14 protein-coding genes and 1 tRNA gene are annotated in these 15,376 nt (G+C 46.2%); 5 read left to right on the top strand and 10 right to left on the bottom strand.

All coding sequences use genetic code 11. The features are described from left to right. Positions 1 to 133 precede the first annotated feature (133 nt). Positions 134 to 206, bottom strand: a tRNA-Phe gene (locus Q5691_RS09725). Between the two features lie 132 nt (positions 207 to 338). Here Q5691_RS09725 and Q5691_RS09720 point away from each other — a divergent pair. Together Q5691_RS09720 and Q5691_RS09715 are read left to right on the top strand one after the other, a co-directional pair. After that, positions 339 to 3,038: a phospholipid carrier-dependent glycosyltransferase gene (locus tag Q5691_RS09720; protein ID WP_333344652.1), complete on the top strand. Its 2,700-nt coding sequence runs from the start codon at positions 339 to 341 to the stop codon at positions 3,036 to 3,038. A 66-nt stretch (positions 3,039 to 3,104) separates the two neighbouring features. Continuing rightward, entirely contained in the window at positions 3,105 to 4,040 is a 936-nt protein-coding gene (locus tag Q5691_RS09715; protein WP_333344650.1) for a cobalamin-binding protein, read from the top strand. 138 nt (positions 4,041 to 4,178) lie between these two features. Here the strand turns inward: Q5691_RS09715 and Q5691_RS09710 are convergent, their stop codons facing one another. The 9 genes from Q5691_RS09710 to Q5691_RS09670 all read right to left on the bottom strand — a co-directional run bounded on the left by Q5691_RS09710 (position 4,179) and on the right by Q5691_RS09670 (position 11,560). Then, the gene (locus Q5691_RS09710) at positions 4,179 to 4,808 is read right to left on the bottom strand and encodes a fasciclin domain-containing protein (RefSeq protein WP_333214694.1); all 630 of its coding nucleotides are present in this window, start codon (positions 4,806 to 4,808) and stop codon (positions 4,179 to 4,181) included. A 165-nt stretch (positions 4,809 to 4,973) separates the two neighbouring features. Beyond that, complete coding sequence (locus Q5691_RS09705; protein WP_333214692.1) at positions 4,974 to 5,756, bottom strand: MBL fold metallo-hydrolase; 783 nt, start codon at positions 5,754 to 5,756, stop codon at positions 4,974 to 4,976. 323 nt (positions 5,757 to 6,079) lie between these two features. Next, a complete protein-coding gene (locus tag Q5691_RS09700) occupies positions 6,080 to 6,667 on the bottom strand; it encodes an aminodeoxychorismate/anthranilate synthase component II (RefSeq protein WP_333240826.1) in 588 nt (195 codons plus the stop codon). Between the two features lie 177 nt (positions 6,668 to 6,844). Then, the gene (locus tag Q5691_RS09695) at positions 6,845 to 7,357 is read right to left on the bottom strand and encodes a diacylglycerol kinase family protein (RefSeq protein WP_333085282.1); all 513 of its coding nucleotides are present in this window, start codon (positions 7,355 to 7,357) and stop codon (positions 6,845 to 6,847) included. 161 nt (positions 7,358 to 7,518) lie between these two features. Then, positions 7,519 to 8,055, bottom strand: coding sequence for an rRNA maturation RNase YbeY (gene ybeY, locus Q5691_RS09690; RefSeq protein WP_333214688.1), 537 nt, complete (start codon positions 8,053 to 8,055; stop codon positions 7,519 to 7,521). 206 nt (positions 8,056 to 8,261) lie between these two features. Next, on the bottom strand, positions 8,262 to 8,480 hold the full coding sequence (locus Q5691_RS09685; RefSeq protein ID WP_333308137.1) for a DUF3285 domain-containing protein: 219 nt from the start codon (positions 8,478 to 8,480) through the stop codon (positions 8,262 to 8,264). A 202-nt stretch (positions 8,481 to 8,682) separates the two neighbouring features. Then, positions 8,683 to 9,468, bottom strand: coding sequence for a DUF4058 family protein (locus tag Q5691_RS09680; protein ID WP_333214684.1), 786 nt, complete (start codon positions 9,466 to 9,468; stop codon positions 8,683 to 8,685). A gap of 120 nt (positions 9,469 to 9,588) precedes the next feature. After that, on the bottom strand, positions 9,589 to 11,418 hold the full coding sequence (gene thrS / locus Q5691_RS09675) for a threonine--tRNA ligase (RefSeq protein ID WP_333308135.1): 1,830 nt from the start codon (positions 11,416 to 11,418) through the stop codon (positions 9,589 to 9,591). Further along, entirely contained in the window at positions 11,411 to 11,560 is a 150-nt protein-coding gene (locus Q5691_RS09670; RefSeq protein ID WP_333308134.1) for a hypothetical protein, read from the bottom strand. The genes thrS and Q5691_RS09670 overlap by 8 nt, the downstream gene beginning before the upstream one ends. A gap of 286 nt (positions 11,561 to 11,846) precedes the next feature. Between Q5691_RS09670 and Q5691_RS09665 the strand changes: the two genes are divergently transcribed. The 3 genes from Q5691_RS09665 to Q5691_RS09655 all read left to right on the top strand — a co-directional run bounded on the left by Q5691_RS09665 (position 11,847) and on the right by Q5691_RS09655 (position 15,267). Further along, positions 11,847 to 12,176 (top strand): DUF2605 domain-containing protein, encoded by a 330-nt coding sequence (locus Q5691_RS09665; protein ID WP_333214680.1) that lies wholly within the window; start codon positions 11,847 to 11,849, stop codon positions 12,174 to 12,176. Between the two features lie 158 nt (positions 12,177 to 12,334). Further along, positions 12,335 to 12,646, top strand: a complete 312-nt coding sequence (locus Q5691_RS09660) for a DUF2973 domain-containing protein (protein WP_333106625.1) — start codon at positions 12,335 to 12,337, stop codon at positions 12,644 to 12,646. Positions 12,647 to 13,275: 629 nt separating this feature from the next. Then, positions 13,276 to 15,267 carry a DICT sensory domain-containing protein gene (locus Q5691_RS09655; protein ID WP_333214678.1) on the top strand — a complete coding sequence of 664 codons (1,992 nt, stop codon included), beginning with the start codon at positions 13,276 to 13,278 and terminating at the stop codon, positions 15,265 to 15,267. The last annotated feature ends 109 nt before the right edge of the window (positions 15,268 to 15,376 follow it).

The raw sequence follows: 15,376 nt of genomic DNA, 5'->3' as shown, positions 1-15,376 counted from the left end.
TCCGTCAAATATCAGCTCTGTCTGAGTTTCCGGCGGGGCTTTCACCCCGCCATCGGCAAACCTACATCTTGATTAGCTGAATTGCCCGCATTTTTCCTAAAAAAAAACCCTCAACTTTGTGAGGGCTTTGCGATGCCAGGAACGAGACTTGAACTCGTGACACGTGGATTTTCAGTCCACTGCTCTACCAACTGAGCTATCCCGGCTTGTTTTTTCGCGCTTTACTATCTTAGCAGACACATACAGAATTTAGCAAGCACTTTTTCAAATTAATTTTCGATCACCCGGAACCGCCCACCTGTAAGCTAAAAGCTGCAACCTAAAATCCAAGAATCGCAATGGCACAGCAACATCGGGACAGCGAGGGCAAGAGTCTGCTTGTCTTAGGCATAATTTGGCTGCTGGGGGCAATTAGCGATCGCCTCTGGTTTGCCCTCGATCGATCTGTCCCGGCGTGGGATCAAGCAGATTACCTGACTAGCACCCTGAAATACTTGCAGGCGTTGCAGCATCCTCAGTGGCTTTCCGGGGAGTGGTGGACAAACTTCTGGCTGCTTTCGACGAAAATTCCGCCCTTGGCATACATCTTGACGGTGCCGTTTCTTCAAGTTTTCGGTACTGGGGGCGATCGGGCAACCCTCGTTCATCTATTATTTAGTGCAATTCTCCTCGCTTCAGTCTACAGTCTTGGTGTCCAATTATTTAACAGGCAAGTCGGTTTGTGGGCCGCTGCAATTTGCGTTTTGTTACCGGGACTTTATCGGTTCCGCTTGCAATTTTTACTCGACTATCCCCTCACTGCGGCGATTACTTTGGCTTTCTATTGTTTGACCATGTGGAAGGCTTCTGAAGGAAGAAGTTCGGCAACGGATTCTGTAACGGATGTAACGGATGTAAAGGATGTAACCGATAGAACTCAGTTGAAAGAACGAACGAATAAAAAGTATAAATTCTTCCCCTCTTCCAGTTCCTCTCTCTCCCCCTCCCCCACTCTCCCCCTCTCCCCGTCGTCTTTCTTTTGGGCAATCGCCTTTGGAATTTCTCTCGGTTTATCAATATTAGTTAAACACACTACCGTATTATTTCTATTTACCCCGATTGTCTGGTTAGCTGTGGGTGCTGTGCGACAAAAAGCTTGGGGAAGATTAGCTCAATTAGCAGGTAGTTTGTTGCTGTCGGTGGCGGTGTTTGGGCCGTGGGCAAAAACTAATTGGCTGTTAATTTTGACCGGGGGAAAACGGGCAACAGTGGATTCTGCGATCGCCGAAGGAGATCCGGCCCTCAATACGATCGACGCTTGGATTTACTACGGTAAACACTTACCAGAACACATTTCTTGGCCTCTGTTACTTATTCCCTTAGTAGGATTGATACTTTATTGGCGTCGTCGGCAAGAGAGTTCGTCCATCTTTTATCTCAACTCCTGTCGCTGGCTGGCTGTTTTCTGGGTAGGAGCTTATTTAATTAATTCTCTAAATATTAACAAAGACGACCGATATGGTATACCTTATTTGCCAGTTTTATCTATTTTCTTAGCCTACTGTTTAACGCTGTGGCCTTCTCGGTGGGGACGAGAAATTCGCTGGGGTACAATTGGCTTGGGAATTCTGGCAATGCTATTGCATATGTGGCCGCTGGGAGGGGCTTTTGGACATAGCTTAGTTCAAATTATCAGTCCCGGCAATTCTCACTATCCTTACTGGGGGAAAGAGTGGCCGCACCGAGAGATAATTGCCGAAATTATTGATAGGGAACCTTATTTGCAGTCTACTTTAGGCGTGTTGCCTTCGACCCCGGAAATTAACCAGCATAATTTGAATTTTTACGGTGCTTTGGCGAATTTTCAGGTTTATGGGCGGCAGGTGGGAACGAATTTAAAAGACGTGCCGCAAGATGTGCGATCGCTCTCTTGGTTTGTAACTAAAAGCGGCCCCCAAGGTTCGATTCGCGAACGTATTAAACAAGCTCAAAATGCAGCAGTAACGGCAATTGAAAAAGGTGATAAATTTGAGTTAGATAAAACTTGGACTTTGCCCGATTATACTAATTTAAATCTTTATCGCAAGCGAGTGCAGCCTGTCGAAATACAGCCGTTAAATGAAGCGCGATCGCAAGTACAATTAGATCGAGTTACTGTCGCTGCAAAAGCAGTTCCCGGACTCGCGCTACCGGTTACTTATACTTGGTCTGGGCCTTGGCAGCAGTTGCAGTCTGGTTTAGTGTTGGTAACGTGGCAAAATCAGCAGTCGGGCGATATTCCACCGGGACAGACTTTCAGGATTTTACACGATCGCGCGATCGGCCAGGCGACTTTGCATCCGGGAATGCTGGAAGCGGATAAATTTGCTGTGGGGTTTCGAGTTGTCGATCGTACGGCGATGCTTCCTCCTGCTAATATTGCACCGGGAACTTACAATCTGCAAGCTACTTATCTAAATCGGAAAACCGGTGAAACTTATCCGATTAATGTGCCGACAGTGAGTGTTAAAATAGAGGCAGAGCCTCTGGATATGCGTTCTCAGGCAGAGCGGGGGAACGAGGATTATAAAGATAAGCCTGAGTTAGATTTGGTGACTCAATTGCGGGCGATGGCGGTTAATTTACCCAAAGGATTGCCAGGTTTAGAACCCGTGTTCGAGCAGATTGGGCGCATCAATCAGTACGATCCAATTCAAGATTATACCGTGCAAGCGGAACAAGCGTTAGAATATCGGTTGAAACAGGAACCAAATAATCTAGAATTGGCTTATGCTTTGGCATTTTCTCGGGTATTGCAGCAGAATGTCAAAAGTTCGATTGCCGTCTTAGAAAAAGTTACTCAACTCGACTCAAAAAACCCTTACGCTTACGCCTATCTCGCTTTCGTACACCTGTACGGCTGGCATCCCAAAGCTGCTCAAACAGCCTTAAAACCTGCTCTCGCTCTCAACTCCAACCTACCGGAAATTAGAGTTTTAAACGGTGTAGCGGCTCTGATGCAAGGTAATCTCATTCACGCATGGCAAGATTTGCAATACTTAAAAAAACTAAAAATTTAACAATCCCTTTTACTGTGGCACGGGCGTCTCGCCTGTGCTTCCGAAGCGGTAAAAAACAGAAAACCAATGAACCAACCAAGAATAATCTCTCTAATTCCCAGTGCCACCGAAATTGTAGCACTTTTAGGATTAACCGATGCAATTGTGGGCCGTTCCCACGAATGCGATTATCCCCCAGAAATCCAAAATTTACCTGTTTGCACTCAGCCTAAATTCAATCCCGAAGGAACTAGCAGCGAAATTCACAACCGCGTGACAGAATTGTTGCAAAATGCGCTGAGTGTGTATAAAGTAGAAATAGAGACTTTGGAAAAATTGCAGCCGACTCACATTATTACTCAAGCTCAATGTGAAGTCTGCGCTTGTTCTCTGACAGAGGTTGAACAAGCAGTAAGCACGCTGGTAAATAGCAAGCCGGAAATTATTTCTTTGCAGCCGAATCTGCTAGCAGAAATTTGGACGGATATTCAGCGAGTTGCTGATGCTTTGGGCGTAAATGGAAAAAGTGCGATCGACCTTTTGCAATCCCGCATTGATGCTATTACCTCCCAAACACAAGCATCCTCTATTATTACCACAAAACAGAGACTTCCCAAAGTAGCCTGCATCGAATGGATTGAACCTTTGATGGCTGCGGGTAACTGGATTCCCGAATTAGTGGCAATGGCGGGAGGCAATTCGCTGTTTGGAATTGTCGGGGAACATTCCCCTTGGTTAAAATGGGAATCGCTAGTAGGAGCTAACCCCGATGTAATTATTTTTATGCCTTGTGGTTTTGATTTGAACCGCACTCGCATCGAAGCAATACACATAACTAAATACGCAGAATGGCCTAATTTGGAAGCAGTAAAAATGGGGAACGTTTACATAACTGACGGCAATTCTTACTTTAATCGGCCGGGGCCGAGATTGGTTGATTCGTTAGAAATTTTAGCAGAAATTCTCCATCCCGAAATCTTCGATTTTGGCCATCGGGGTAAGGGTTGGCAGCCATTTTTGTAAGTACCTGCAGCTAGCTAAAGCTTTATCTATATTAATTCTGAATTGCCTGCCATACAAATAAGGACACAACATTGTTGTGTCCTTACTTCGTCTTCATTTAACCGAATCTGACATCAATTGATGCACAAAACGCTAGTCCTACTTGGCATCAGGGGGCATCAACACCTTGTCAATTACGTGAATAACGCCGTTGCTAGCTTTGATATCAGCTTTCACAACATTAGCACCGCTGACAGTAACTTTGCCTGCGTTAACTCCCACCTTCAGCGAACTGCCTTCGACACTTTTAACATCGCCGGATTTCAGGCTAGTAGATACAACCGAACCAGGAACAACGTGGTAAGTTAAAATCTTAGTAAGTAGGGCTTTGTTTTCCGGTTTGAGCAAATTCTCCACAGTTCCTTCTGGCAAAGCAGCAAAGGCCGCATCAGTCGGAGCAAAAACAGTGAAAGGGCCTTTTCCTTGTAAAGTTGTCACCAAACCTGCAGCTCCCAAAGCCTTCGTCAATGTCTCGAATTGAGCGTCGCCAGATGCAATAGCAACAATATCCTTAGCAGCGGAAGTTGGTGCAGGTGAAGCGGAAGTTGGTGCGGGTGAAGCAGCGGTTTTCACTTTTCCTGCAACTTGTGAAGTTTGAGTTGCATTAGCAACATTGGTGTTGGAGGTGATGTGAGCCCAAGCCGGGAAACCGATTAACGCGCTAGCGCCGATTATTCCTGCGAAACCTGTGAGTTGTTTGATCCAACTAGGTAAATTTTGATTTTTCATTGCGCTTGCATTTCCTTATGAGATAAAACAGTGAACATGAATTGTTATGTTAGCCAAATCTCGACAAAAGGCAAGGTTGCCAGAGGCTAAGGTAAAGAGAAAATTCTCTTGCATCCCCGATCGACCAAAACTCCCTTACTATAACGCAAGCTGAAAAATCGGGCATCAACCGCTAAATCTGTAACTCAAAACCTCAATCACTGAACCAGTTTGGGGTAAGTCAGCAGATTTGATCGAAATCGTGTCATTATTCACTCGGCGCACCGGCGTACCATCCATCAGCGCCAAGAATTCATCTAGCGGCACCAAATCGCACGCAGCAGCATCGGCGGCTTGGGTTTTGAAATGCGTCGGAATCACCATCTTTGGTTTGAGAAGTTGCAAAGTTTGCTTCGCTTCCGCCGGAGTGTAAGCTTTCGGCCCGCCACCCACGGGAATCAGCACTACATCGGGCCGCCCGATCAAGATTTGTTCTTCAATGCCGATCGGGCCAGCAACTCCGCCCAAGTGTAAAATCTTAACGCCCGCTTGCTGCCACAGCCAAGCCACATTGACCCCAAATCGCCTTCCTCCCTCACGGTCTTTTTCCGTCCGAATCCCTTGAATCCGCAGCCCGTTAGACCTGTAAGCCCCTGGTTCGTACAAAAGGCCGGGATTGCCCGCAAATCCGTCGATCGCCCCTTCATCGAGCAATCGGCTGCTAATCAGAATCAAATCTGTTGGCACTTTAGGAGAGCGATAGCCTGCGGTACAGCCCAGGGGGCGAAAAGGATTCACCAGCACCCTCGCACCGCCTCCGGCGAACAAGAAGCAAGTGTGGCCCAACCACTGAATCGACAAAGAATCAGCAGTTTGAGCTTGATAGCTTTCCCATCCAGATGGCAAACCCGTGAAGAAAGCTGCTAGCAAACCCGTCTGTGCGTAACGTATTAATTGTCGCCGTTTCATCTTGTGGTTGGGGTTGTCGGGTGTTGGTCGTCTGTTGTTATACCACAAAACACCGCCAGTCGATTTTAGATTTTAGATTTTAGATTTTAGATTTACTCCACAGATGAATCTGGGATATGGAACTTTCGTCTAAAATTTGGGGCTCACCACAACTATTTTCGGGGGCTTGTATCCTTTTGTGGGCGGCTGAGATGCGAAAATGTGCACCATAGTTTTACCGTAAAGTTCGCGTTGCGCGCCCTACAAAGTTAGATAATTTCAACCGTCAGGTTCGCATTACGCACCCGAAAGATTCAGACAAAAACTCAAAATTCAAAACCCAACTAAAGCCGTTCCAAGAAATTTCGTAATAATTGCTTTCCCGAAGTCGTCAAAATACTTTCCGGGTGAAACTGTACACCTTCAATGTGCGGATATTCCCGATGCCGCACACCCATAATAGTTCCGTCTTCAACCCAAGCGGTAATTTCCAAAACTTCTGGACAACTCTGCTTTTCAATTACCAAACTGTGATAACGAGTGGCAATCATCGGCGATTCCACGCCCTGAAAAACTCCGACTCCTGCGTGTTCTACCTGAGAAGTTTTGCCGTGCATCAACACGGGTGCAGAAACAATTTTCCCGCCAAATACTTGACCGATACTTTGATGTCCCAGGCAGACGCCTAAAATTGGCAAAGTCGGGCCCAATTCTTTGATTAATTCCAGAGAAATTCCCGCATCTTCCGGCCGCCCCGGGCCAGGAGAAATCACCACTGCTGCCGGCTGCAATTGGCGAATTTCTGCTAAGGAAATTTGGTCGTTCCGGTAGACTTGCACTTCGCTGGCTACGGGCAATTCAGCACCTAGTTCTCCTAGATACTGTACCAAATTGTATGTAAAACTGTCGTAGTTATCGATGACTATAATCACGGGTTAAGTTAGATTTTAGGTTTTAGATTTTAGATTTTAGATTGACTCGCTCCCTGAAAGCAAGGGTTTCAAGATTTTAGATAGATGCCGAAGATAAAAATAGCTGCAATATAGACGAATAAAACTAAAAATCTCAAATTGGTCATCTAAAACCTAAAATTTTCTGCCTCCAATAAGTTACTGACGGCCGATCGCAATTTGAACGACTGCCCACAAAGGAGGAAGCAGAAGTGCAGTACCGACGATGATCGCAGCCATTGCCGATACCAGAACTGCTCCGGCAGCGCAGTCTTTGGCAATTCTGGCTAGTTCGTGATAAGATTGCCCGACTGTCAAGTCTACCACCGATTCGATCGCCGTATTCAACAGTTCCATTGCTAAAACTATGCCAATGGTGACGCCGATCACAGATATTTCTACAGGTTTGAGTTGCAAAAATAGCCCGAGTCCGATCGCCAAAGTGCCTATAACTGTGTGAATCCGAAAATTGCGCTGAGTTTCAAAAGCATAACTCAGACCCCCCCAAGCGTATCTAAAACTCGTAGCTAAGCTAGATGCGATTTTCCAGGACAGCTCTCGGTTGTATTTCAAGGCTTTTTTCGGCTCCTGGACTGTCTGGCTAGAAGAGTCTTGAGGCATGGGCAGAAACTGTGCGATTTGTGATGAAATTGAGGGTCTATCTAGTGTCATAAAGAACCAACTTTAATTTACAGAGATGAATGAAAGCTAAACTTTTCAAATTAACTTCATCAAGTCTAGGTAACTTTTCTAAGTTTTTACTAAAGTTTTGGTTTAATTTCAGAAAGTTATGTTGGGCTTGACATGATTTTTTAAATCAACATCAACTTCAGTTATGCTGTTTGGATCGCAAGACCGATCGCCCGCAGCAATGTTTCTTGTCGATCGAGCATTTGAGTCAGACTTTCTTCATCCGGGTGATCCCAGCCCAAAAGATGCAGAAAACCGTGGGCTGCCAGCCAAGCTAGTTCGTTCTTCAGGGGATGTCCTTGCTGCTGGGCTTGTCGGTTAGCTGTATCGATCGAGATGACGATATCACCCAAGTATAGGGGTTCAGATGACTGCATTTCCTCTAGCTGAGGACAGTCTACCTCTAAAGATGCGAAAGCTAGTACATCAGTCGGTCTATCGAGCTGGCGGTACTGGAGGTTGAGGGCTTGCATCTCGGTATCGGCGGTTAAACGCAGACTGACTTCGTAGCCCGGAGCGACTGGCACATAATCTTCCTGGTTTTCCAGCCAAACGCTAAACCAATTTTCCCAGGTTTCGGCTGAAATCTCCCCGCTGGCTGTACTCTCAGGGAGGTTGGAAGCGTCGGCTGACTGCTGGGCGAGCCCGTAACAGTCCTCGACGTTCACCTCAATTAACATTTTTTTGCTCTCCTGTCAAGGGATATATTCAATTTTTTTACAAATTCCAATTGCGCGATCGAACGGCAGGGGATTTTGCTGTTGCTGGAAAGATACAGTAATCTGTTAGAGATTGCAACAGGCAGGCAGAACAATCAGCTTAACTCCCGATTAAGAAAGATCAAAAACATCAGCAGAAATTAGAGGCTGATTGTTGGAATCCCGGATTAAGAATTGAAATAGCGATCGAGAAAAGCCAAACCGACGAGTACGCCTAAGAGTCCGGCGGCTGTCAAAGCAAAATGAAACAAAGAAGTCGCCCGCTTGCGAACCATATTCCGCATCGCCAGCTTGACATAACTCGGTGGAGGTGCAGTGTTTGTCGGCGCTGTCTGGGTTTCGTCGGACTCTTCGGAGGCGGGAATTGCTGAGGGATGTTGACTCATAACGGTTAGTTTAGAAGGTTAATAGAGGGGCTGCTGAGGACAGACTTGCCACGATGGTAACAAAGATGTAACGTTTTGTGTAGGTGTTTTGAGTTTTTCGAGCCTCGTTACCCTATATTTCTGTAGGGGTCGTTTCGCCGACATCAAAAACCACCAAAAATTCTCATAAACCCGCCCCCCACCAGGGAAGAATCTACTTTCCTTATCCCTTTAACCCTCTTTCCCGCAACAAAGCATCCGCCCAAGCAGCATCTGATTCTGAAAGCGCAGGTAGGGGTGCGGTGTAATCTATTCTAAAGTCATAGGCGGCGCGATCGTAAACCCCATTTAATAACGCTTGTAAATCTACAATTGGTTCCGCATCACCCGCACGCAAAGGCAAGGGAAACTGAGGAATCATATCCGGTAAATTGAAAAGGTACAAATCCGCCAAAGGCCTTTGATTTCCCCGACTCGCTAAAATTCGATAACTTGCCTCAATATCGTTCCCAAAAACTAACATTGGTTGGTAACTTCGCAGCAAGTCAATTTCAATCATATGAGTGCGACTACCAAACACCTTTTCTCGCTTTGCTTCATATATTTCTCGCCCTTTCCCAGGGCGCTTATTGGCGGGTGACAACACTTCAATCACTGTCACAACTTCCCTAGTTTCTGTATCTCGCACCTCTAAATATGCTTCCCTAAATTCCACAGGTACTGGCAGTCTTACTTTCAAGGCTGTCACAGGCGGCGCGGCAACTGCAACATTAGAAGAAGTTGGGTTTGTTTGACTTGGAGAGCGCTGCACAGTGACATCAGGAATCCCCACTAAAAGGGAATTTTCCCCGCTAAGCTCATAAACTCTTTTTTCAATATCGACGATATATTTTGGCAGCAACTGTGGCACTAATGATTCAAAAATGCTACTAATTAGCAAGTGATGTACTTGAGGCCACAATTCAGGACTTTCTAAATAAGGATTCATCCCTAGAAACGGATTACTCATTAATTTAACTCCTGTTAATTTACCTAATTATATGAGTTTAGTCGATCGATTAGAAAAACGCAGACAATATCAAACTATCATCTGCGTTAATCCCCGTGCATCTGCGTTTAAAAAATCCCCCTAAAAATCTCCGTAACTACTAATCGCCGCCTGCAACCTCCCAATCACTTCCTCAACCGAAATAGCCCCCAACTCCCCAGAAGTCCGAGTCCGAATATTCAAACTATTCGCCTCAACTTCCTTCGCACCCACAACACCCATCACCGGAATTTTATCCTTCTCAGCATTGCGAATCAACTTGCCCAAACGCTCGCTATTCTCATCAGCTTCAGCGCGCATTCCGAGCATTTTCATCTTCGCGGCCACTTCCTTCGCAAACGGCAAAAACTCGGCGCTGACAGGCAACAACCGCACCTGAATCGGCGCTAACCACAGCGGAAAATCGCCCGCATACTGCTCAATCAAAATCCCGATCAAACGTTCCAAAGAACCGAAAGGAGCGCGGTGAATCATCACCGGACGCTTGCGAGTGCCGTCTTCAGCAACATATTCCAAATCAAAACGTTCTGGCAAGTTGTAATCTACCTGAACAGTTCCTAATTGCCATTCTCTATCCAAGACATCTTGGAAAATGAAATCGAGTTTCGGCCCGTAAAAAGCCGCCTCTCCAATTCCCTCAAAATAATTCATTCCCAAAGTTTCCACTGCGCGGCGGATTGCACCTTGAGCCTTTTCCCAAGCTTCATCGGAACCGATGTATTTCTCTAAATTGTTTGGATCGCGGAAACTCAAACGCGCCTTAAAGTTTTTCAGTTGCAGACTCTTGAATACTGACAGAATCAAATCCACCACATTCAAGAATTCTGCATCCAACTGTTCCGGTGTGACAAATAAGTGGGAATCATCCACCGTAAAGCCGCGCACCCGCGTTAAACCGCCCAATTCTCCCGATTGTTCGTAGCGGTAAACCGTGCCGAATTCCGCTAAGCGCATCGGCAGTTCTCGATAGGATCGCAATTCGCTTTTGTAAATTTGGATGTGGAAAGGGCAGTTCATCGGTTTCATCACAAAACCCTGTTCGTTTGCTGCCGCTTCCTCATCCTCCGCCATCAGCGGAAACATATCTTCTTTGTATTTCTGCCAGTGTCCAGAAATTTTGAACAAATCTACTCTGGCGATGTGTGGAGTCACAACTTGCAAATAGCCGCGTTTGATTTGTTCTTGTTTCAAGTAATCTTCTAAAATACTTCTCAAAACAGTGCCTTTCGGCGTCCACAAAGGCAAGCCGGGGCCCACAGGATCGGCAAAAATAAATAAGCCTAATTCTTTACCTAATTTGCGGTGATCGCGCCTTAATGCTTCTTCTTTGCGGTGTTTGTATGCTGCTAATTGTTCGGGAGTTTCCCAAGCAGTGCCGTAAATCCGCTGTAATTGAGCTTTGGTTTCGTCGCCGCGCCAGTACGCCCCTGCTAGGCTTTCTAGCTCGATCGCCTTTGGATTCAACTCACTGGTATTATCCAAGTGAGGCCCCGCGCACAAATCCCACCATTCCTCGCCCAAATGGTAAAAAGTAATTGGTTCGATCAAACCTTCTAAAATTTCTAATTTGTAAGGTTCGTTAATCTCCTTAATTCTGCGTTCTGCTTCCTCGCGGCTGACTTCTTCCCGAATTACAGGCAATTTACGGTTGATGATTTTGATCATCTCTTTTTTAATGGCTTTTAAATCCTGTTCCGTAAAAGGTTCGGGAGTGTCAAAGTCATAATAGAAACCGTTTTCAATCCAAGGGCCGATAGTCACTTGCGCCTTGGGAAATAACTTCTGTACCGCCATCGCCATAACGTGGGAAGTGGTGTGGCGAATTTTTTTTAGTGCCTCGGACTCACTCGTGCGGGGCAACTCAATTTTAACGGACTCTTCTGGAGGGGACATGGATTCTGAGCTAGACATCGGCTGAATTAGCAATTAATTTAGTTGCAGTTGCTTCTATATTACTCAGATTGGGACAGCAAGCGCCGACTTCCGACTGGGGGACACTCCGGGAAATTAGGTCATTCTGGGCATGGGGCATGGGGCATTGGGCATTGGGCATAGTTTTTTTCTTCCTTCTTTCTTCTTCCTTTCATCTCTTACATCCGTTACATCGGAAGAAAGCGAATCCCTTGCCGAACTTCCTTCTGCTATGAGCTATTGCTAGCGAGTCTGAGCCGATATTGCACAATTTGGGGATTTCGACTCAAAAATCGCTGCTGGCACAGTTAAATTTATTCACACCCACGGGCTAATTGTTATTAAATTATTGAATTTTTGTTAAAAATATGTTACAATTTGTAAAGAGCGTCTAAGACTATAATAGATAAATAACCCAATTTTGATCCATGCTTAATTCCAACTTGCCCGAGCCAGAATTGCTCAAAGCGTTACTGGAACCGCTGTTAGAGGATTTCAATTACTGGTTCGACCGATCGGCAAAGCTCTTAGAAACTGAGGAAATTCCCTTTCTCAGCGAGGAAGATCAATCTGACTTGCTGGCGCGAGTCAAACAGGCTCAGCAAGAAGTAGGCGCAGCAAAAGCTCTATTTCAAGCAACCGGGGGTCAAGTTGGGATTGAAACAGCAGCACTGATGCCGTGGCACAGACAGCTCGCCGAATGCTGGCAAGTATCGGCACGCTTTCGCTCATGGCAGTCAGCTCCCCCTGGAAAATAAGGAAGCGAGTTCAAGTTAAATTTGCAGTCAAATCCCCAACCTTGGGAAATGTGGCGGCCCACTTGACAACCTCAAACAGATTTCCAGTTAATAAGTTATTACTTGCTGAAACACTTTTGTAAATTGCTGTGTGGCTGTTTAGCCCGGAGGAGAAGATAATGTTGCACTTGCTTTATATTTTAGCTTTTACCGTTCTTGCCTTTCTGGCGGTCGGTAACTTAATCCGCAGTCTAGTCACCGTTGGTATGGAGTCCCAGCGCCCTCAACAGTTCAGGGCAAATAATCCCTACGCATCCTATCCTCGCTCTCAATCTGTACCGCATCCAGAACTTTTAGACGAACACGGAAATGTTGTCAATGAGCCGCTGTTAGTGATGCGTTCGCTGACTGTCCAAGACGCCCGCGAACAATTAGATGCTCTCTACAAATCATCTCCCGGTGGCAGCGACGAAGGGGGCGAACTAGCCTAATACAACCACAGCCGCAGCATTTATACTTAGGCGCTATGCCTCAAAAAAAATATAGGACTTACAAGCTAGGTGTCCGAAACCCTTTTTCTTCATAGATTTTGGTGAAAATCGTTTCCGCGCTTCATCGGAATAATAATTTTCCGAGCATCCTTGGCATCATTCCGAATCTAACCAGATTGGATATAAGTCCTCAAAATAATTGGCCGTTAGTTTTTAGCTAATGGCCAATTACTTGTGATTTTTGAAAGTTTAATTGCCGATTAGCCAGATCGATCGCCCAAAACCGATTCGCCAAAAACCGATAAAGATAGCATTGATATCAAATAGCTCAAGAATAGTATAATGCAAGAGATCCGGAAGCGGTGCCTAACAAGTCTGAATGGTGAGAGTGCTAACGCCCGAATCGAACCCTGAATAGATGAGTTGGCGTCAAAACCTAGAGGTAAAAACAGGTGACTTTGGGATGAACTCAAGGTCTTGGAGGCATACCTCTGCTTAGATTCGTCTAAATGATATGACTTAAACAGTCGTGTTATGAAGCATAAATGTATCAGATACTGAAAAGGGATCGCTCTAAACCTCCTATCGATCCTGTTTTGTCATCGGCAAAAATGCACGTTTAAGGCTAGATGATCGTCCCTATTTCGCTACTGGCAGAACTTCTGCAAGCTTTGCCCCAACTGCGGGCACAAATTTATTTCAAATCTTCCATGACAGCCTTGTCTCACGCGATGGAAGACTTAGTTTTGGCGGGTTCAGACGACGAACCGCTAGTGATTGCCAGCTTTCAGCGAGAGCGCTTCTACCGCCAGGAAGCTCACCGCTACCGGCGAATTGCCTCACGCTCGTCTCAGGTATACGTGCTGGCTGCACCGGAAACTGACTTTAAAAATTCCTCGGAATGTCACGAAACTGTGGCGTTTGCACCGGAGGACGGATTGAGTAAAGAGTGGCACTTAGTGGTGCTGGGGCAGCACTACTCAACTTGCCTGATTTGTCAAGAAAAAATTGTGCCGATCGACAACCAGGACGATGGCGGGCCACTGTTGATGGATCAAGCTCGCAGATTTGAAGGAATTTGGACGTTCGATCGCGAGGTCAGCTCCAAAGCTGCCGCATTGTTGCTCGATAGAATTGTCAATTATCGCCCGGAATTGGCCGAAAAGATCGATCGAGCGCGAACTACTTACAAGCTCAAAACACCGAAAAAAACGAGGAAATCCGCCACTTCCAAAGCCGCCAAACCCGACATAAGTACGGGAAAAAGCTCAAAAATTCCCAATCCAAAATTGAGCGACGCTTTTACCGAGCGCTTAGTAACCTACTTGCAAGCAGGCCAGCACAAACTGCTCAAAGCATACGCCGCCATCGCCGCCCAGGAACGCAAAGAACGCCTGGTAAACTTAATTACCACGGCAATGCGGCAGTCTCTCAACCCACAAGAAATCGTCGAAGTTGCAGTTCAAGAACTGGGCACTGCCCTGTCAGCAAGCCGATGTTTGATTTATCGGTGCAAGACCGCAGATGTGGCGGTCAAAATCGATCGCGAGTTTTTGGGGCCGGGCGCTAGTTCCATGCTGGATCAGACTTGGCTGTTGCAGGAAAATCCAATATGGAGTGACGCGGTGGCGCGGCAAGAGCGAGTTTACATCCAAGACACAGCACAACACCCCCTGATTGTCAATACACAATTCCTGGAAAAAACTGTAAAAAATTGGCAAATTGTCTCTTGGCTAATGGTGCCAGTGCTTTATCAGGGGCGGGTTTTGGGCATGGTGGAAATGCACCAGTGTCGATCGACTTTGGCTTGGGAAGAAGACGAAATTGCTTTAGTAGAGGCAATCGCCACCCAACTCGGAGCGGCCTTAATTCAAGCAGAAACCTACGCTCATTTAGAAGAACTCAACCAACAATTAGAAGCATTAGACCGCACTCGCAGCAATCTAATTGCCATCACCGGACATGAACTCCGCACCCCTCTTTCTACGATTCAAGTTTGTTTGGAAAGCTTGAACTCCGAACCAGATATGCCCCCAGAATTGCGGCAAATCATGTTAGAAACTGCCCTCGGCGATGCCGATAGAATGCGAAAACTCGTGCAGGATTTCTTAACTCTTTCTCACTTAGAAAGCGGGCGAGTTCAATGGAATGTAGAATCGCTGACGCTGCAAGAATGCGTTGATTTGGCCCTTAGCAGCGTGCGATCGGGGGGCGGACTCGATCGACAGTTACCGGAAATTATCGCCGAAGTGTCCGCAGAATTGCCTTTAGTGCAAGCTGACGGAGAGTGGTTGGTGGAGGTGCTCTCCAAACTGCTAGACAACGCTTGCAAATTCACCACACCTCAAGGAAGCGTCACCATAAGAGCGAAATGCAACGGTTCTCGGATGGTGGAAGTGCTCGTAGCCGATACGGGGAGGGGAATCGAGGCGAACAGTTTAAAAGTAGTGTTCGATCGATTTTATCAAGAAGAAGGAGCTTTGCGCCGCAGCGCAGGCGGTACCGGTTTGGGATTGGCAATTTGCAAACAGATTGTTGCTGGCTGGGGCGGTAAAATTTGGGTAGATTCCGCAGGAAAAGACCGAGGAAGTGAATTTCACTTTACTATTCCCACTGTTTAGACTTAATTAATACCGCGTATTCAAGGTTTATGAAGTACACCGCGCAAAACCTGGTTTCTTTACAGTTCTCGCATCATTACTGATTCTGTTGCTCAAAACCCTGTTTATC

It is taken from the genome of Microcoleus sp. w1-18aA5 (genome assembly GCF_036701705.1).
Classification (GTDB): Bacteria; Cyanobacteriota; Cyanobacteriia; order Cyanobacteriales; family Microcoleaceae; genus Microcoleus.
Note: the sequence above shows the minus strand (reverse complement) of the source record. Positions and strands in the feature narration are given on the sequence as shown.